Origin of the sequence: Novosphingobium profundi (assembly GCF_020524485.1) — a bacterium.
Lineage (GTDB): Bacteria > Pseudomonadota > Alphaproteobacteria > Sphingomonadales > Sphingomonadaceae > Novosphingobium > Novosphingobium profundi_A.
Window position 1 is genome coordinate 55,286 of the sequence record NZ_JAIVLF010000009.1, and the last position, 16,945, is coordinate 72,230.

15 protein-coding genes are annotated in these 16,945 nt (G+C 67.1%); 9 read left to right on the forward strand and 6 right to left on the reverse strand.

All coding sequences use genetic code 11. The features are described from left to right. Positions 1 to 13: 13 nt before the first annotated feature. On the reverse strand, positions 14 to 1,342 hold the full coding sequence (locus tag LC060_RS20515; protein ID WP_226638565.1) for a mechanosensitive ion channel family protein: 1,329 nt from the start codon (positions 1,340 to 1,342) through the stop codon (positions 14 to 16). Positions 1,343 to 1,545: 203 nt separating this feature from the next. Then, on the reverse strand, positions 1,546 to 2,637 hold the full coding sequence (locus LC060_RS20520; protein ID WP_226638566.1) for a DNA topoisomerase IB: 1,092 nt from the start codon (positions 2,635 to 2,637) through the stop codon (positions 1,546 to 1,548). Positions 2,638 to 2,839: 202 nt separating this feature from the next. Here LC060_RS20520 and LC060_RS20525 point away from each other — a divergent pair, with 202 nt between their 5' ends. Both LC060_RS20525 and LC060_RS20530 read left to right on the forward strand, forming a co-directional pair. Beyond that, a complete protein-coding gene (locus LC060_RS20525; protein ID WP_226638567.1) occupies positions 2,840 to 3,550 on the forward strand; it encodes a murein L,D-transpeptidase catalytic domain family protein in 711 nt (236 codons plus the stop codon). Positions 3,551 to 3,618: 68 nt separating this feature from the next. Then, positions 3,619 to 5,043, forward strand: a complete 1,425-nt coding sequence (locus LC060_RS20530; protein ID WP_413465147.1) for a L,D-transpeptidase family protein — start codon at positions 3,619 to 3,621, stop codon at positions 5,041 to 5,043. Positions 5,044 to 5,087: 44 nt separating this feature from the next. Here LC060_RS20530 and LC060_RS20535 read toward each other — a convergent pair whose 3' ends face one another. From LC060_RS20535 to LC060_RS20545, 3 genes are all read right to left on the reverse strand, one after another. Next, positions 5,088 to 5,324: a hypothetical protein gene (locus tag LC060_RS20535; protein WP_226638568.1), complete on the reverse strand. Its 237-nt coding sequence runs from the start codon at positions 5,322 to 5,324 to the stop codon at positions 5,088 to 5,090. Positions 5,325 to 5,419: 95 nt separating this feature from the next. Then, the gene (locus tag LC060_RS20540) at positions 5,420 to 5,779 is read right to left on the reverse strand and encodes a hypothetical protein (RefSeq protein WP_226638569.1); all 360 of its coding nucleotides are present in this window, start codon (positions 5,777 to 5,779) and stop codon (positions 5,420 to 5,422) included. A gap of 105 nt (positions 5,780 to 5,884) precedes the next feature. Further along, a complete protein-coding gene (locus tag LC060_RS20545; protein WP_226638570.1) occupies positions 5,885 to 7,264 on the reverse strand; it encodes an aminomethyl transferase family protein in 1,380 nt (459 codons plus the stop codon). A 242-nt stretch (positions 7,265 to 7,506) separates the two neighbouring features. On the opposite strand from LC060_RS20545, the gene LC060_RS20550 reads away from it, so the two are divergent. The 5 genes from LC060_RS20550 to LC060_RS20570 all read left to right on the forward strand — a co-directional run bounded on the left by LC060_RS20550 (position 7,507) and on the right by LC060_RS20570 (position 15,136). Next, on the forward strand, positions 7,507 to 8,484 hold the full coding sequence (locus LC060_RS20550) for an AraC family transcriptional regulator (protein WP_226638571.1): 978 nt from the start codon (positions 7,507 to 7,509) through the stop codon (positions 8,482 to 8,484). A 133-nt stretch (positions 8,485 to 8,617) separates the two neighbouring features. Then, positions 8,618 to 10,318 carry a transferrin-binding protein-like solute binding protein gene (locus LC060_RS20555; protein ID WP_226638572.1) on the forward strand — a complete coding sequence of 567 codons (1,701 nt, stop codon included), beginning with the start codon at positions 8,618 to 8,620 and terminating at the stop codon, positions 10,316 to 10,318. Between the two features lie 15 nt (positions 10,319 to 10,333). Beyond that, positions 10,334 to 11,662: a surface lipoprotein assembly modifier gene (locus LC060_RS20560; RefSeq protein ID WP_226638573.1), complete on the forward strand. Its 1,329-nt coding sequence runs from the start codon at positions 10,334 to 10,336 to the stop codon at positions 11,660 to 11,662. A 125-nt stretch (positions 11,663 to 11,787) separates the two neighbouring features. Then, complete coding sequence (locus tag LC060_RS20565) at positions 11,788 to 13,242, forward strand: HWE histidine kinase domain-containing protein (protein WP_226638574.1); 1,455 nt, start codon at positions 11,788 to 11,790, stop codon at positions 13,240 to 13,242. 43 nt (positions 13,243 to 13,285) lie between these two features. Then, entirely contained in the window at positions 13,286 to 15,136 is a 1,851-nt protein-coding gene (locus LC060_RS20570) for an FUSC family protein (RefSeq protein WP_226638575.1), read from the forward strand. Positions 15,137 to 15,244: 108 nt separating this feature from the next. Here the strand turns inward: LC060_RS20570 and LC060_RS20575 are convergent, their stop codons facing one another. Further along, positions 15,245 to 15,877, reverse strand: coding sequence for an outer membrane protein (locus LC060_RS20575; protein WP_226638576.1), 633 nt, complete (start codon positions 15,875 to 15,877; stop codon positions 15,245 to 15,247). Positions 15,878 to 16,048: 171 nt separating this feature from the next. Here LC060_RS20575 and LC060_RS20580 point away from each other — a divergent pair, with 171 nt between their 5' ends. Both LC060_RS20580 and LC060_RS20585 read left to right on the forward strand, forming a co-directional pair. Further along, positions 16,049 to 16,396: a hypothetical protein gene (locus LC060_RS20580; protein WP_226638577.1), complete on the forward strand. Its 348-nt coding sequence runs from the start codon at positions 16,049 to 16,051 to the stop codon at positions 16,394 to 16,396. Positions 16,397 to 16,407: 11 nt separating this feature from the next. Next, entirely contained in the window at positions 16,408 to 16,941 is a 534-nt protein-coding gene (locus tag LC060_RS20585; protein WP_226638578.1) for a hypothetical protein, read from the forward strand. Positions 16,942 to 16,945: the final 4 nt, after the last annotated feature.

The following is a 16,945-nucleotide window of genomic DNA, read 5'->3' on the forward strand; positions in this document are numbered from 1 at the left end:
GCGGCCCGTTCGTTTATTCGACGGGCCGCGCTTCGTCCAGGAGGTCGGCCTTCCCGCCTCGGGTTGCGGCCCGTTCGGCCTCGACCATGTCCCGGATCTCGTCGGTGGGGCGCACGTCCTCGGCCTGTGCGCGCACCTGCGAGGATGCCCGCGGCTTTGCTGCGGCCTCGGGCGCGGCGGGGGCCGGACCTTGCGGGAGCGGCACGGCGGCCGAGCGGGGATCGAAGCGCAGGCGGTAGATCGGCTCGGGCAGACCAAACCCAGCATCTTCCAGCGCCGTCTTCACCGCCACGATGGCCAAGCTCTGCGCCTTGTACCAATCGCTTTCGTCCTGGTCGATCCAGCCCAGGAAGCGGAGCACGACGTTGGAATCGCCCACCTCCAGCACGCGGGCCTCGGGGCCCGGATCGTCCAGCACGAAGGGCAGGCTGCCGAGCGTGTCGCGGCCGAGCCTGCGGGCGGCGAGCGCATCGTCGTCGGCATCAACGCCCAGATCGAACTGGAAGCGCCGCTGCGGGTTGCGGGTGTAGTTGAGGATCACCGCCTTGAAGACCTGCGAATTGGGGATGCGCAGGTGGTTGCCTTCCAGCGTCATCAGGATCGTCGCGCGACTGGTGAGGCGGATGACCCGGCCCTCGTAGCTGTCGATGACCACATGGTCGTTGGGAAGGAAAGGCTGGCGCACGCTGAGCATGAGCGAAGCAACGTAGTTCTCGATCGTGTCGCGCAAGGCAAATCCCAGCGCGAGTCCCAGCAGGCCCGCCCCGCCGAGCACCGCGCCCAGCAGGGTCTCCGCGCCAATCAGGTTGAGCCCGACGATCAGACCCGCAACGACAAAGACGAAGCGGATGGCACTCGCAATCAGTTCAGCGAGGAAACTGTTGGGGGCGACGCGGTGCCAGATCCCGGTCAGTCCGGCGAGGGCATAGCCGACAAGGCCGATCCCGAAGGCGACGGCCACCGCGATCCCGACAAGGGGAAGGACCCGCACAAACTGTTCGAGACGCCCCTGAAGCGATCCCAGCGTATCGGCGCTGGCGGCCAGCGAAAGGTCACGCTGGAGCGCGCTGTCGACGGTCACCACGCCCGAAACGCGCCGGGCGATGCCTTCGGCGCGCGCGATGTCGGAGGTTTCGGGCACGGTTCCTGTCAGGCTCACCACGCCCTGGCGCACCGTCACCTTTACATCGCGGAAGGCGGGCAATTCGGAGAAGATGCCGCGAATGCGCATGGCCATGCGGGTGTCGGCGCCCTCGTCCTGCTCGTCGGAGATGACCTGCTCTGTGCCTGGCGCGTTCTCGCCCTCGGCCTCTGCGACCTGCGTGCCAAGGGCGGCGTCCAACTGCGCGAACGCTGGCCCGGGAGCGGTAGCGACGAACGCGAGAAACAGCGCCGCGACGCGCAGGAGGCGCGCACGTCGCCAAGCCGTACAGGCGAACGCAAGGGAGAACTGGTGAAGCATCGCGGGGAGGATCGCACCACGCCGCCGATCCGGCAACCACGGCTCGGACCTCGAAAGTTTCCGCGAGGAAACGCAGCGGCGCATCAGGCCCCCGCCCCGAGGCGTCGGCGCAGGAAAGCCAGGACCAGCGCCTCTTCGGAGTCGAGATGGCCGGGGTCTTCCACCAACTCGGCGGCGATGCTGTCGAGCGCCGCCTCGGTCAGTTCGCGCGAGAGATAGGCCTCGAAGACTTCGGGGTGGATGTAGCACTTGCGGCAGACGGCGGGCGTATTGCCAAGCCGCGCGGCGACACCTTCGATGGCCTCGCGGATATTGCGCTTGGCCGCCGCGTCGCTGTCGAAGAGTTCGTATTCGCTGAGCGCGATGGCGGCGAGGACAGTGCCGCTCCAGGTGCGGAAATCCTTGGCGGTGATGTCGCGTCCGGAAATATCGCGCAGGTACGCGTTGATGTCGCTGGAGCTGACCTCCCGGCGTTCGCCATCCTCGTCCAGGTACTGGAAGAGATGCTGGCCGGGCAGTTCCTGCATGGCCTTGACGATCCGCGCCACGCGCCGGTCGGTGACCTTGAGGCGCCAGCTCCGCCCGCTCTTGCCCTTGAAATCGAAGCGCAGTTTCGATTTCTCCACCGAGACGTGCCGGCAGCGCAAGGTGGTGAGGCCGTAGCTCTTGTTGCGCCGCGCATAGTCGGAGTTGCCCACCCGGATCATCGTGGTTTCCAGAAGCCGCACGACGGTTGCCAGCACCTTCTCGCGCGGGAGGCCCTGGCGGCGCATGTGCCGGGAAACTTCCTCGCGGATCGTGGGCAGGCTGGCCGCAAAGTCGAGCATGCGCTCGTACTTGATCGTCTCGCGCCATTCGCGAAAGCGCGGGTGATACCGGTACTGGCGCCGCCCGGCCGCGTCCTTGCCCGTCGCCAGGATATGGGCGTTGGCTGCTGGCGCAAACCAGGCCTCGGTATAGGCGGGTGGCAGGGCAATGGCGTCGAGCCGCGTGATCGTCGCGCGGTCGCGGATGCGTTTCCTGTGCGTGTCGTAGTAGCCAAAGCCGTGCTTCAGCGCCCGGCGCGTGAAGCCGGGACTGGAGGGATCGACATGCACGAGCCCGATGTCCCCGTCGATCTTCGGGTCGTTCTCCTGGTCGAGGGTCTTGCGGGTTTCCTCGGGTATCGCCAGCACGTGGGTCTCGGCCTCCTTGCCGGTCGCGGGGATGTGATCTCCTGCTAACGCGCAGCCCCGCCCTCTGGGTTCCCGGCGCAGGATCGAACAGTCTGGAATGGCTCCAAAAGTGCAAATAAACGTTCACTTATGAACAGTTTATGAGAAACTATGAAAAGTTCCCGTCTCTTTAAAATAAAGGTGTGATCCCTATATTGAGGGCATGGCAGAACTGAAATCGAAACTTGATCGCCGGGCCCTTGTTCGCTCCGGCGGCGCGGTCGCATTGGGCGCATTCCTGTTCCGATCTTCCGCGTTTACTTCCGATCCGGCCGCCCGTGCCACTCCCTCTGCGCGCGCCGCAGCGCCCGGTGCACAGGCAGCCAAGGTGGCCGCGCGCGCGGCACCCGATCCTGTCGAGTTCCCGGTGAACCGGGGCCTCCTGGAGCGGGCGCGGCAGGCGATGGAGACCCACGCCTCTTCGCTGCGCCGCCGGGACCGGATTGCGCTGATCGACTTTTCCGAGGCCTCCTCGGAGCGCCGCATGCACCTGCTCGACCTCGAGGCGGGCAAGGCGACCCAGCTCCTTGTCTCGCACGGCTCCGGGTCCGACCCGGCCCATACCGGCTTCGTACAGAGCTTTTCCAACGCGGTGGGCTCGAACGCGTCGAGCCGGGGGGCCTATGTCACCTCCAACTACTACGTAGGCAAGCATGGCCGCTCGCAGCGCCTCAGCGGCCTTGATGCGACGAACGACAACGCGCTTCAGCGCGCCATCGTGCTGCACAGCGCCTGGTACGCCAACCCGGACATGCTGCGCACACACGGCATGCTCGGCCGCAGCCAGGGGTGCTTTGCGGTGGGCGAGAAGGAACTCGACGATGTCTTCGCGTTCCTGGGCGAAGGCCGGATGATCTACGCCGACCGGGCCTGAGCGCACTTGTGTGCGCAACCTTTGCATCCGGGCGCGGTTAGTCCTCCCTGATGAATAGGGAGAAATGCGTGCAAATTGCGAGAACCGGAATCCTGCCCCTGATCGGTGCGGCTGCGCTGGCGGGGTGCTCAGGCTCTTCGGAAGCCGAGGGGGAGGCGCGCTGGACGTCCGGATCGATCGAGGAGCTGCGCGAAGCCATCGGGGAACGGGCCGAACATGGCCTTGACCATGTGCGCTTCGAGGTGCCCGAGGACGCCGGATCGGCGGCGGGCCAGACGGCGATGACGAAGGCCGCGCTCCTCTACGCCAGCGCGCTTGCCCGGGGCGCCAGCGATCCCGGTGAACTCTACGAGGTCTACACGGTGCCACGCAACGATCCCGACCTGAAGGCTGGGCTGGCGAAGGCGTTGGCGCAAGGGGACGTGGACGACTGGCTGAACAGCCTTGCGCCCCACGATGGGGCGTACGAAGCGCTCTCGAAGGCCTATCTCGCGCTCGCGGATAAGAAGGCGGCCCCCTCGCCCGAGATCCCTGTGCCCGAGGAACCGCTCGAAGCCGGTGACGAGGACCCGCGCGTTCCCGCCATTGCCCGCCAGCTGGCGGCTTCGGGGTATCTTTCGAGCGCAGCGGGCCGTGCGGCCGGGCAGCGCTACAGCGAGGAGATGGTCGCGGCGGTCAAGCGCATGCAGGCCGACTACGGCATCGATCCCGATGGCATCATCGGCAAGGACGCGCTGGAAATCCTGAACTTTTCCGATGCGGACCGCGCCCGCGCGCTGGCCGTCGCGATGGAACGGCTGCGCTGGCTCGAACGCAAGGCGCCGGACACCCGCATCGACGTCAACACCGCGACCGGGCGCCTGACCTACTGGCGCGAGGGCAAGGTGGCCGACCGCCGCAAGGCCGTGGTCGGCGAGCCGGGCCACGAGACGCCCCAGCTGGGCTCGCCCATCTATCGCCTCGTTGCCAACCCGACCTGGACCGTGCCCCGCTCGATCGAGGAAAACGAGCTGGCGGGCAAGGGCGCGGCGTACCTGCGCGCCAACAACATGGCGCGAAAGGATGGCTGGATCGTCCAGCAGTCCGGCCCCGAAAACTCGCTCGGTCTCGTCAAGTTCGACATGAAGAACGACCACGCGATCTACCTCCACGACACACCCGCCAAGGCGCTGTTCGACGAGGTTCAGCGCCAGCGCAGTCACGGCTGTGTGCGGGTAGAGGACGCGCTGGGCTTTGCCGCGCTGATCGCCAGCCACGCCGGGCTGAGCGAGGAATGGACCGCCGCGCGCGAGACCGGCGAGGAAACCTTCGTGGCGCTTCCGCGCGAGATCCCGGTCCGTCTGCTCTACCAGACGGTTGTCCTGGATGAGGAAGGCACGCCCTCTGTCCACGCCGATCCCTACGACTGGGATACGCGCGTCGCCCGCAAGCTGGGCTTTGACGAACGCGCGCGCCACGTGCTGAAGGCGGGCGCGCAGGACGTCGGACCCTGAAAACCGCTCGGCCCCGTCCGCTTGTCAGCGGCGGGGCCGGGACTTCAATCGAGGGAAGCGCGCAGTTCCTCCTCGGCGGCGGTCGCCTCGAGGATCAGGCGGCGCAGTTCCTTGGCGGTGTCTTCCAGCAGGCCTGCACTCAGCTCACGCTCGCCGTTGGCGAAACGGCGAATGGCGCGCTCGTCAATCCCGATGCGGCGCGAGAAGGCCGCCGGGCCGCCGAAGATCTGGACGCAGTGAGCGAAGTGCTCGCGCTTTGCGTGGTCTGAAGATGCTGTCATGGTATCCGCCTGTTGCTGGGTTTCCCTCGCCATAGGGAACCACACGCCAGAGGCAAGCGCCCTCCTCCCGCGTCACACGGATCCGCTGGCCGCCTTCACTGATAGCGCAGCCGGTTCTCGAACCCTTCGTTGGCCTTGGTCATCTTGGCAATCTTGCGCAAGGTCGCGCGGATGTGGCGTTCGACCCGGCGATCGTCGTGAATGCCGGTGATGCGATAGTCGTCCTGATCGAGCATACGCTTGATCGCGCTCGCAAAAGTGGCTTGATCCTCCAGGGAAGCCGACATCTTCAGGCGGCGACAGGCCCATTCTTCGGCCGCCGCCTTGTCGTAGTCGTCCTCCGACCCATAGCCGCGCCGGTCGGCGGCGGCCTGGTCGCGGCCTGCGGCCTCGATGCGCGCCTCCAGCCATTTGGAGACCAGTTCGCTATCCCAGGGTTTTGACGCTTCGCTCATGGCGGCCTTCCTGAGCCATGCGCCCGGGCGAGGCAAGCCCGGCGTCCCGATCCCGGGAAGATCACTCCCCCGGATCGAGACGACAGGCGCACGATCTGGGCAGGCTCAGGCGGCGAGGCCCGGGCGATAGCCCTCCTGCGCCACCTTGGAAAACGGCCATCCGCTGACCGTGGCGCGCAGCGTGGTCTGGACGTGCCGTTCGACCGTGGGGCGGTTCGAGCCGCCCGCAGGTTCGCCCCAGATGACGCTCAGCTCCGAGCCTTTCGCAGCGACCTCCTCGTCCACCACGGCCAGCGCCACCCAGGCCCCGTCCGGCGCAATGAAGGAGGTGTAGGTCGAGACCCCCACTTCGTTGTCGTGCGTGTCGAGCACGACGTCATAGGGGTAGGCCGCGTAGTGCGCGGTCGGCACTTCCATGGCCTTGGCGTTCTGGCCCGGGCTCATCTGGCTGGCGTAGACCTTGGCCGCATCCTCGCTGTCGAGGACAAGCGAGACCTTCTTGCGGTGCTTCTGGGAGGCCTTTTCTTCCAGCGCCTTGCGGCCCACGAAATCATGGTCGAAGCGGATGAGGCGGCCATAGTCCACTTCCCAGGGGGTGAAGTAGTAGTCCTCGATCGCATCGGAGACGAAACTTCCGCCGAGCGCCGCAATCGCGTCGAAACTGGTCGCGGGCAGCCACTCGCGGTAGGCGCGCATCTCCTCGCCCGAATAGATCGCGGGAAGCGGGCACGGCAGCCACCCGGAATCGACCGCCGCGCTCGAATAGGCGCGCGCGCCGACCTGGCGCAGGCCGAATTCCTCGCCCGCCTCCAGGATCGTGCCCTTGATCTCGTCATAGAGCTCCCAGGGGCCCCAGAACTCCAGCCCCGGCGCGCCGCCCATGCCATGGCGCAGCGAACGGAACGTGCGCCCGGAAACCGAGAGATGCCCCATCTGGAAGAAGCGGGGCTGGTCGATCGGACCGCCGTTCAGCTTTTCCAGCAGCGCCCAGGCCTTGGGGCCTTGAAGCTCGAAGCGGAAGGTCTTGCGCGGCTTGGCGTTCTGAAGCGTGCGCTCGTCGCGGTCGCAGCGCACGTCGAAACCCGAGGTCGCGGCCTGGTACTCCACCCAGTTGGCGACCGTCGGGCGGCCCACGATGTTCACCAGGTGCTCGCCCAGTCCGAAGATGATCATGTCGCCGATGAGGAAGCCGTTTTCGGCGCAGGCGATGAACTGCTTGGCCTTGCCATCGCCGAAGTTCGAGAAAGTGTTGACCGCAAGGCTGGAGACAAAGGCCATGACATCGGGGCCTTCCACGTAGAGGTCGGTCATGTGGAACGACTGGTCCATGAGCGCCACGCCTTCGCGCCAGGCGCGCTGCTCCTCGCGCCAGTTGGAAAACTCGGCGGGTATCGGGAACTGGTAGGGACCGGTCTGCGAATTGCGCATCATCTGCAGGGCGCCACCGAAGTGGTCGATCTTGGCTTGAAGCGATGGAAACTGCATTTTCAGGCTCTCCTTGATGGTTTTGAGCCTTTCTCGCCGTTCGCGAAGCGCGGTTCTTGACCGCAGGCGACGCCGCGTTGCCCCTATGCGACATCGCGCGACGGGCCGGGGTTGCGATGGGCCGAGCCTGCCCCGGCTTTTGCCCGCCGACACAGGGTGATAGCCTTGCCGAAAAGCTGGAACGCACGTCCAAGAGCCCGCGTTCAGGCCTTGAGAACGAAAGACATTTTGGGAGCACGCCTGTGTACTGCAGATCCGGACAGGAGTTTTCGACCGAGCATGTCGCCCCTCCCCTGCGCACCCGGCGCTGGTCGGAGTTCGGGAGCGAGACGCTTTCGGAAATGACTGTGCGTGCGCGCAGTGACAGCGGCCTTCGCGCCCATATCCATCGCCGCAACCTGGGCCCGCTCGGCTTTGTCGTGGTCACGAGCAGCGCGGCCGAGGCCAGTTCCTCGGCGGCCTGCCCTGGCCCCTGGGCGCGCGAGGCCGACGACTGCCTCATGCTTACCGTCCTCGACCATGGCCGCTCTTCGCTGAGCCAGTCGCGCTGGTCGGCCGACCTGGAGGCTGGCGACATTGTCATCCGCGATCTCAACAAGCCCTGGATCAGCCGTTCGGACGCGGACGTGGGGCTCATTCTCATCAAGATCCCCTACAGCGTGGCGGCCCGCAGCCACCCCGATCCCGAGCGATTGGTCGGGCGGCACCTTTCGGCGGCCGATCCGCGCGTGGCCTTTGCCTCGGACGTCATCCGGGCCAGCAAGCGCGCGCTCCAGGCGGTGGACGAGGAAAGCTGGAACGCCCGGCTCGGACCCGTGCTGGAAAGCGTGTTTCACATGATCTGCCATGACGGTCCGGTTCCCCTGGGCGGAGAGGCTTGCGGCAGCCACCGTTCGCTTCATCGGGCGGCGAGCGGCTTCATCGCGCGCAACCTCGCCGATCCGGACCTGAGCGTAGGCGGTGTCGCGCAAGCCCTGGGTGTCAGCGTGCGCCACCTCCAGCGCGCCTTTCTCGACACCGGCGCATCGCCGCGCGAGTTCATCCTCCAGCAAAGGCTGGCCGAGGCTGCGCGGCTCCTAGGCCGCAACCAGGGCGCCCAACGCAGGCGGATCACCGACATCGCCTTTTCGCTCGGCTTTGGCGATGCCAGCCATTTCACCCGCGCCTTTACCCGGCACTTCGGCACGCCGCCCAGCGCCTACCGCAGCGATGCGGCCTGACGCGCCGGCCGCCCCCGGGTACAGGGTTAAACTTCGCACAAGTCACGGTTTTTACGCAGACTTGTAGAGGCAAGTATTGCACGCCCCTCTGAATTGATGAAAAGAAAACTCCGACATATTACGGGGCGGATTCATGAAGTTGAAGAATGTTTTGGCGTGCACCACCATCGCCGGTCTCCTATCGGCCTGCGGCGGGGGCGGTAGCAGCGGCGGCGCCATCGGCAGCGTGCCCCCCGCGCCGACGCCCACCAATTCGTCCCTTGCCGATCTGCGCTATGACCAGAGCTTCGCGAACGACGCCGCCGGAATTTCGGCGGTCTGGGACCAGACGACCGGCACCGGGATCAGCAGCCGTCCCGAGGCGGTGAGCCTGGCCATCTCCTACGATGCGGACACGAATGGCTATACCATCTCGGCCTATGACGTCGTACGCACGTTCCTCCCGTCCGACATTCAAACGACCAGCGAGAACGATACGGTCTACCTTGTCGACGATACGCGGCTGACCTTGATCTCCAAGGGCTATGCTGGTGACCTCACGACGAATTACGTCCGCATGGGCCTGCTTCAGGATAACCGCATCGAGGGATCGCTCCAGTCGTCCGATCTGACCAGCTTCACCTACGGCTTGCCGACCCGCGCGGCGGCGACACCGCGCAGCGGCAGCGCCGCCTATGCAACGCAGGCCTTCGGGGCTGCCACGGCTCCGGGCGAAGAGCCCAAGGCCTTCATGGGGGCTGGCCAGATCGATTTCGATTTCGCTGAAGGCATCTTCAGCGGCCATAGCTACCTCAACGAATACGGTCTCGTGAGCGGTTCCCAGATCTCGGGCGGAGGGATCGAACTCACGACCCTGGGGCAGATCTCGTCCCAGGATGCCTCGCTTACCGGCACGGCGGTCTTCAGGGGCTGGGACGGAACCGTCACCAGCGCGCTGAACGGAAGTCTCTACGGACCGGACGGACAGGAACTGGGCGCCAGCTTCAGCGGCCAGAACACAGATGGCATGTCGGTGACGGGCTCGATCGTCGGCCAGCAGGACGGCGCGTTGACGCCCGCCAACCTGTCGTTTGCCAACATGACCCAGGAACAGCGTTTCATCACGCAGATCTCCCAATATGCGCGCGGCAGCCTGACCTGGCAGAACAGCGAGACCTTCCTCTTCCGTGGCTATTCCTCGGACCAGAGCGGCGGGCAGTTCACGATCTCCGACAAGGTCGACGGGCGCGCCAACTTCCGGACCTACCAGAAGACCTTCGACAATTCGTATTACGGAACGCAGGACGTCACGCTGGAACTCTACCAGACCGGCGCGGCCAATTCCGAGCTGCCCCTGACCTATGCCAGCTTCGGGCACTGGCAGGGCTCGCTTCCGGCCAGCTACAACGGTCCGGCGCATGAATGGTTCGTCTATGGTTTCCAGACCCCGAGCTACGCCCTCGACAACCGCACCGGCTCGGCCAGCTACGAAGGAGTGGCCTATGGCACGGGCATGTCGAACAGCGCCCGCTACGATGTCAGTGGCACCTCGCGCATGGACGTGGACTTTGGTTCCGACACCTTCACGGGCGCGCTCGCGCTGAACGGCGTCGAAACCGTCACCAACGCGCCTGTTGATTTCGGCTCGATCGCGTTCTCGGGCACGATCAACAGCCGCGCGAGCCTGTTCACGGGCGATTTCCAGGCAGGGGGCAGCCTGGGGAGCGCCATCTCGGGCCAGTTCTACGGCCAGCAGGGCCAGGAGGTGGCCGGAACCTTCATCTTCAATACCCCCGATGGCAATCCCATGGCGGGCACGAATGTCCAGGGCGCCTTCGCCGCCACGCGCAGGTGATCGCGGACATCTGACGTGCTGGTTTTCCTGGCGGCGGCACTGGCCGCTGCACCTTCCCTGTCCGGCGCCCCGGCGGCCGACGTGGCGGTGGCCGCGCCGGTCCGCGCGCACGACCTCTCCGCGATTGAGGTCTTCGGCGTCGCCGAGCGCCTGGCAAGGAGCGGCCACCCCGACGAGGCCATCCGCCTCTACGAGGCGCTGAACCAGGACCAGAACGCGGACGTGCGCGCCGAAGCGCGCTTTCGCAAGGGGCTCTTGCTCGCCTCGCTGGAGCGATACCGCGAGGCGGCCATCGCGTTCCGGGCGCTGCTCGACGAACAGCCCGAGGCCTCACGGGTCCGCCTTGAACTGGCCCGGGTCCTCGCCGCCATGGGCAACGAGGGCGCGGCCCGGCGCGAGCTGCGCCAGGTCCAGGCCACGGGCCTGCCCGAAGAGGTCGCGCGCGCGGTGGGGCAGTTCGACGCAGCGCTACGCTCGCACAAGCGCGCCGGGCTGCGCCTCGAACTCGCCCTTGCCCCCGATAGCAACATCAACCGGGCGACCGAGGTGCTCACGCTGGATACCGTCATCGCCCCGCTCACCCTGTCCGAGGACGCGCGCGCGCAGTCGGGCCTGGGCGTGCGGGTGTCCGGCGATGCCTACTGGAAGGTGCCGATAGGCCGGGGCTTCAGCCTCGTGCCACGCGTCAACACCCTCGCCACGCTCTACGGCAAGAGCGCCTTTAACGATATCACCGCCTCCGGGCTCATCGGCCTCGAAGTGCAGCGCCAGCACGACCGCATCGTTCCCTCGGTAGGGCACAGCTGGCGCTGGTATGGCCAGCAGGCCTACATGCAGAGCGACATGGTGACGCTCGACTGGATCCACGTGCTGGGCCGCCGCGCCCAGGTGACGACCTCGCTGGGCGCGGCCCGCACCGATTTTCCCCGCAACGAACTGCAGGACGGGGCGCTCTATACGGCGAGCGTGGGCGTCGAGCGCGCGCTCTCGGCGCGCAGCGGCATCAGCGCCACGCTGACCGCCTCGCGCCAGACCGCGCGCGATCCGGGCTATGCCAGCGCGGCAGGAGGGCTGCGCCTGCTGGGATGGCGCGAGGCCGGGCACACGACTCTCTACGCCTCGGCCATGGCGCAGCGCACCGAGGGCGATGCGGCCCTCGCGCTCTTTGGGGCACGGCGCCGCGAGTGGTTTGTGAACGCGCGCGCCGGGGCAACCTTCCGGACGCTCGCGGTGCACGGCATCGCCCCCTATGTGCGCGTGGGCTACGAGCGCAACGCGTCCAACGTCGCCCTCTACGATTACCGGCGCCTCACCAGCGAGTTCGGGGTGACCAGCAGCTTCTAGTTCCAGGACGGCCCTGTCCACGGGAACAAGGCCAACCCCTGCGCGATCCCCCTTCATCCGATTGACAAAGCACGGGGCGCCCCCCACGCCGGTCCCCTTCCCTCCAGCCACGCGAGTTCCAGCGCATGAACATCGATTTCAAGGCGCTCCTCGCGCTCTCGCCCAATCCCTACATGGTCCTTGCCCCGGACCTGACGATCGTGTGGACCAACGCGGCCTACCAGCGCAGCACGATGCGCCGCGAAGAGGACCTTGTCGGTACCAACGTGCTGGAGGCCTTCCCCAGCGAGCCGGGCAGTGAAAGCCACGAACTCCTCGTGTCCTCCTTCGCGCGCGTTCTCACCGAGAAGAAACCCGACGAGATCGCGCTGATCCGCTACGACATCGCGCGGCCCGACGGGACCATGGAAGCCCGCTACTGGAGCGCCACGCACACTCCCATCCTCGATGAGAACGGCGAGGTCACAGTCTTCCTGCAGCACACTGTCGACGTGACCGAACTGCACAATCTGCGCACCATGCGCGACGAGTTCGACCTCGTCCGCCGCGCCGAGGCCGTCCAGACCCGCAATCTCAACCTGCAGACGCAGATGAAGCGCATGACCGCCATGTTCGAGCAGGCGCCCGGCTTCGTCTGCGTGCTGAGCGGGCCACAGCACGTCTTCGAGATGGCCAATGCCGCCTATTGCGAACTGGTCGGCCGCCAGGATCTTTTGGGCAAGAGCGTGGCCGAGGCCCTTCCCGAAGTCGTGCGGCAGGGCTTCGTCGCTATCCTCGACAATGTCCGGAGCAGCGGGCAGCCCTATATCGGCCATGCCCAGGAGATCGTCTTCGAGGCCGGACCCGACGGCGCGCCGGTGCGCCGCTATATCGACTTCATCTATCAGCCGATCGTCTCGCACGACGAAATCTCGACGATCCTGGTCCAGGGGCAGGACGTCACCGAGACCGTGCTCGCCGCGCGCCAGCAGGACCTGCTCATCAACGAGCTCAACCACCGGGTGAAGAACACCCTCGCCATCGTCCAGAGCCTGGCGCACCAGTCGTTCCGCCATGTCGAGGGCGCTGGCGCGGCACGCGAGGCCTTCGACTTCCGCCTGCGCGCGCTGGCCCGCGCGCACAACCTCCTGACCGAGGCGAGCTGGCAGTCGAGCGCGCTTGGCGAGGTCATCCGCGAAGCGACCGCGGCCAGCGGCGATCCCGCGCGCATCGTGATCGAAGGGCCCGACACCGTGCTGAGCCCGCGCCTGACGGTCGCCCTCTCGATGACACTGCATGAACTGACCACCAACGCCATCAAGTACGGCGCGCTCTCCAACGAGCGGGGCAAGGTCCGCATCCGCTGGCACCGCGCGCCCGAGGCCCCGCACCGGATCGTGCTGGACTGGAACGAGGAGGATGGCCCGGTGGTCACGCCGCCGGACCGCAAGGGCTTTGGCTCGCGCCTCATTGAAGGCAGCCTCGCGGCCGAATACGGCGGCAGGGTCACTCTCGACTACCTGCCCACCGGCGTCCATTGCGCCATGGGCTTCATGGTGCCGATCGAGACCCTCGGGGAAACAGGTGCGGCCCTGGCCTGACCTGCCCTTCTCAAAGCCACCCGCGCGCGTTACGCCCTTCGCGATGACGCGCCTGCCTGACAATGCCCCCCAGTCCCGCCCTCCCAGCGCGCGGGCCGGAGGCGCGCTGCGCGCACTCGCCCGGCGTCTGGAGCTGCGCTCCTATGGCCTCGTCCCCGAACATTTCAGCGCCGCAGAGGGTTGCCGTGCCGCGCTGGCGGTGGCCCTGCCGCTCGCGCTCGCCGTCGCGCTGGAAGAAAAGATCCTCTCCTGGGCCGTCTTCGCCGCGTTCTGGACCTGCCTGTGCGACCCCAACGGCCCCGACCGCCTGCACCGCCGCACGCTGGGCGCCTTCGCCCTGTGCGGAACGCTGGTCACGTTTGCGGGCGCGCTCCTCGCCCACGCGCTGCCCGGCCTGCCGGTCCTGACCGGGCCCGCGCTTGTCTTCGCGATCATCCTTGTCAGCCCCTTCCTCGCGCGCGAGGGGCTCTTTGCCACATTGCTCGGCGTTGTGGCGGTGGTGGCGGTCGGCTTCCCGCAAGGCCCGGCCCTGGCGCTGGTCCAGGCGCTAGCCTTTCTGGCCGGGGCAACCTGGGCCTGGCTGCTCATCAATGGGATCTGGCGGCGCGACGCACGAAAGCCCCTCGAACGCGCGCATCTCTCGGTGCTGCTGCGCCTCCAGGACATGGCGGGCGAGCTGGCGAACCTGGGTGATGGGCAGGCGCACCGCGATGCGCAGTGGCACAGCGAACACGGCCAGCACCGGCGCGCCGTACGCCTCGCCATCGAGCGGCTGCGGGGCCTCCTGGACCAGTTCGCCCCACACGATGACATCGCGCGCCAGCAGCGCGCGCTGGAGGCCGGGGAGCAGCTCTTCGCCGCGCTCATCGCGCTCGACCAGGCCTTCATCGACGGCCGCGAACCTGCTGCCGAGCGCGAGCGGACCGCACGCGCCTGCCGCACCGCGCTGCGCGCCTGGCAGGTCGCCTATCGCCGAGCCTCTGCTGGGCGGGTGGAAGCCGCGCAGGCCGTGCTCGAATGGACGGCCCGGCGCCTTGGCCGCCACCGCGCAGGCAGCACCAGCGCTCTCTTGCGCGGCTGCCTGCGGGCCTTTGAACAGGCGCTCGCCCTGCCACTCACGGCCCCTGTCAGGGGGGAGGCGGCGCAGGGGACGCCCTCGTCCCGCAGCGTTCCTCTGCGACGGGCCTTGCGCCTCACCGCCGCGCTCGTACTCGTCTACCTCGTCGCGCGCGGCTTCGATCTGGGCTATCCCTACTGGGCCGCGCTTGCCGTGATCGTCGTCCTACAGGGCGGTTCGCGGGTGACCTGGACGCGCGCGCTGGAGCGCATTGCCGGTACGGCGCTGGGCGGCGGCGCAGCCATGGGTGTGGTCTATCTGAACGGAGGCGACGCGCTCTCGCTCTCGCTTCTGGCAACCCTGCTGGCGGCCATCGCGATTGCGCTGCGCGCGGTAAACTACACGCTCTTCGTGCTGTTCCTCACCATGCTGTTCGTGATCGTGACCGAGATGCTGCAGCCAGGGAGCGGGATCGCCTGGGCGCGCATTCTCGACAATATCGTGGGGAGCCTGGCTGCACTGCTGGCCGTGCTCGCGCTCTGGCCCGATCTTGGCGTACCGCTTGAGGAGCGCCTGCGCGCCGGGATCGCAGCCAACCGCGCCTATCTCGACGCGGTCGAGGGCGATGCACACGAAGCCGAGATCGAGATGCGCCGTCGCGCCGCGGGGCTCGCCAGCGTCGAGGCCGAACTCGCCCGCCACGAACTGGGCAACCTGGTGCGCCGCGCCAGCGGCCATGAGGACCTGGGTGAGGCGCAACTGGAACTGCGTACGATCGCAGGGCGGGCCGCGATGGCCCGGCTGATCCAGCTCGGGACCAAGGGGCCGGACGCTTAGGCGAAATAAAGGAAGATATCTTCCAAGGGGCCATCGCCCCTTGCCCCCAATGGGCAAGGTCGGCACTTTGGAAAGCCCGGGGGCGATCGCCCCCGGAGCTCTATGTCCTTAGCGGAAGCGCACGCCCACACCGGCCATCACGCGCTGGCGCGAACTGTTGCCGTGGTAGTTCGAATAGACGTACTGCAGGTTGGCGTAGATCGGGGTGTTGCCCTTGACCACGTCGTATTCGACGCCGCCGCCGACCTGATAGCCGTCGGCGTTGTAGTGGTCGTAAACCAGCTGGGTACCTGCGGCGTTGTCGATGCGGCGGCGCTGTTCGCCGTTGACGTAACCGCCCTTGCCGAAAACGAGCAGGTCAGGCGTTACCAGATAGCCCGCACGGATCGCCGCGCCCCATTCCTGGAAGGCCTTGTGGCAGATCGAGTTGGTGTCGGGCAGCGCGGTGCAGTTCTCCGAATCATCACCGGTCCAGTAGCTGCCCTCCGCGCCGATCACGAAGCGCTCGGCAATGATGCCATCGAAGCCGACCGTGCCGCCGTAGCCGAAGCTGTCGTCGTGGTTGCCTTCCGACTGGAAGCGATCGCCACCAATATTGCCTTCGACACGAATGCCGCGGAACTGGGTACCTCCCCCGGTCGTCGCAGCCTCGGTCTGGGCCATGGCGGGCGAGGCGGCAAGGAAGGCAGGGGCTGCAACTGCAGTGGCGGCGGCAAGGGCGAGCGAAAATGTCTTGGTCATGTCATATCCCGGATAGATGCGTGAAAGGATCGCCCCGCGCCAACCTCCTGCTGCCTCACTAAGTTCCCGGATACAGGGTACTTCTTCGACGAACCGAGGGAGGTGCATCGATATCCTGATGATCCTGCGCTAAAGCAGGGGTCTTGCCGTTCGGTCCTCGGGAATGCTGCCATGTCGCTTATTGAACACGCCCTCGTCGCGCTGGCGATCCAGCTGTGTATCGGCCTGTGCAGCCGCAACTGGTGGGCGGGCGCGGCACTGGCCTGTGGCTATTTCATCGGCCGCGAACTGGCGCAGGCCGAGTACCGCTGGATCGAGGAATTTGGCACTGGGCTGCGTGCAAACATGCCCTGGTGGGGGGCCTTCGACGGCCGGGTCTGGCCCAAGGCAGACCAGTGGGCGGACTGGATCGGCCCGCTGGCCGTGACCCTGCCGCTGGCGGGCGTGATGGAGCGGCGCAAGCGCGCGCAGGCGCGCCGTCGCACGGTTTCGCTGGCATCCCCGCCGCCCGGCGACTAAGGGCGCGGACCATGCCGCACATCAAGGACCTCGCCCAGCTTGCCCGCCACATCGCCGCCCACCATGGCTGGGATGCGGCGCGCGCCTTCAAGGCCTACACCCTCGACGACGCCGACGGGGCGACCCTTTCGCGCACCGGGCTCGACCTGCTCAAGGTCTTTCCCGCGCTGGACGACCCCGCCCCGGCGCTGAGCGCGGCGCTCGCAGTCAGTCTGGAAAAGCGCATGCCCGACGCGCCCGTCCACGTCGTCACCGGCGCGCTGCTGGTCGAAGGCGTGCCTGTGCTTGAAGCGCACAGCTGGGTCATGGTCGGGTCCCACGTGGCCGACATTGCGCTGTTCCGCCTCGCCTATTGCGCCAGTGGTCCGGCCGAGCTGTCACGTCACGTCCACCGCGTCTTCGGTGAAGGCAAGGCGCTCTATGTCGATCACTGGTCGCGCACGAAGCGCAGCGGACTGACCTATCGCCCCGAGGCCGTACTCGATGCCGAGACGCTCAACGCGCGGATGGCACAGGCCTACCGGCTGATCGCACCGGGCAACTGAGCGA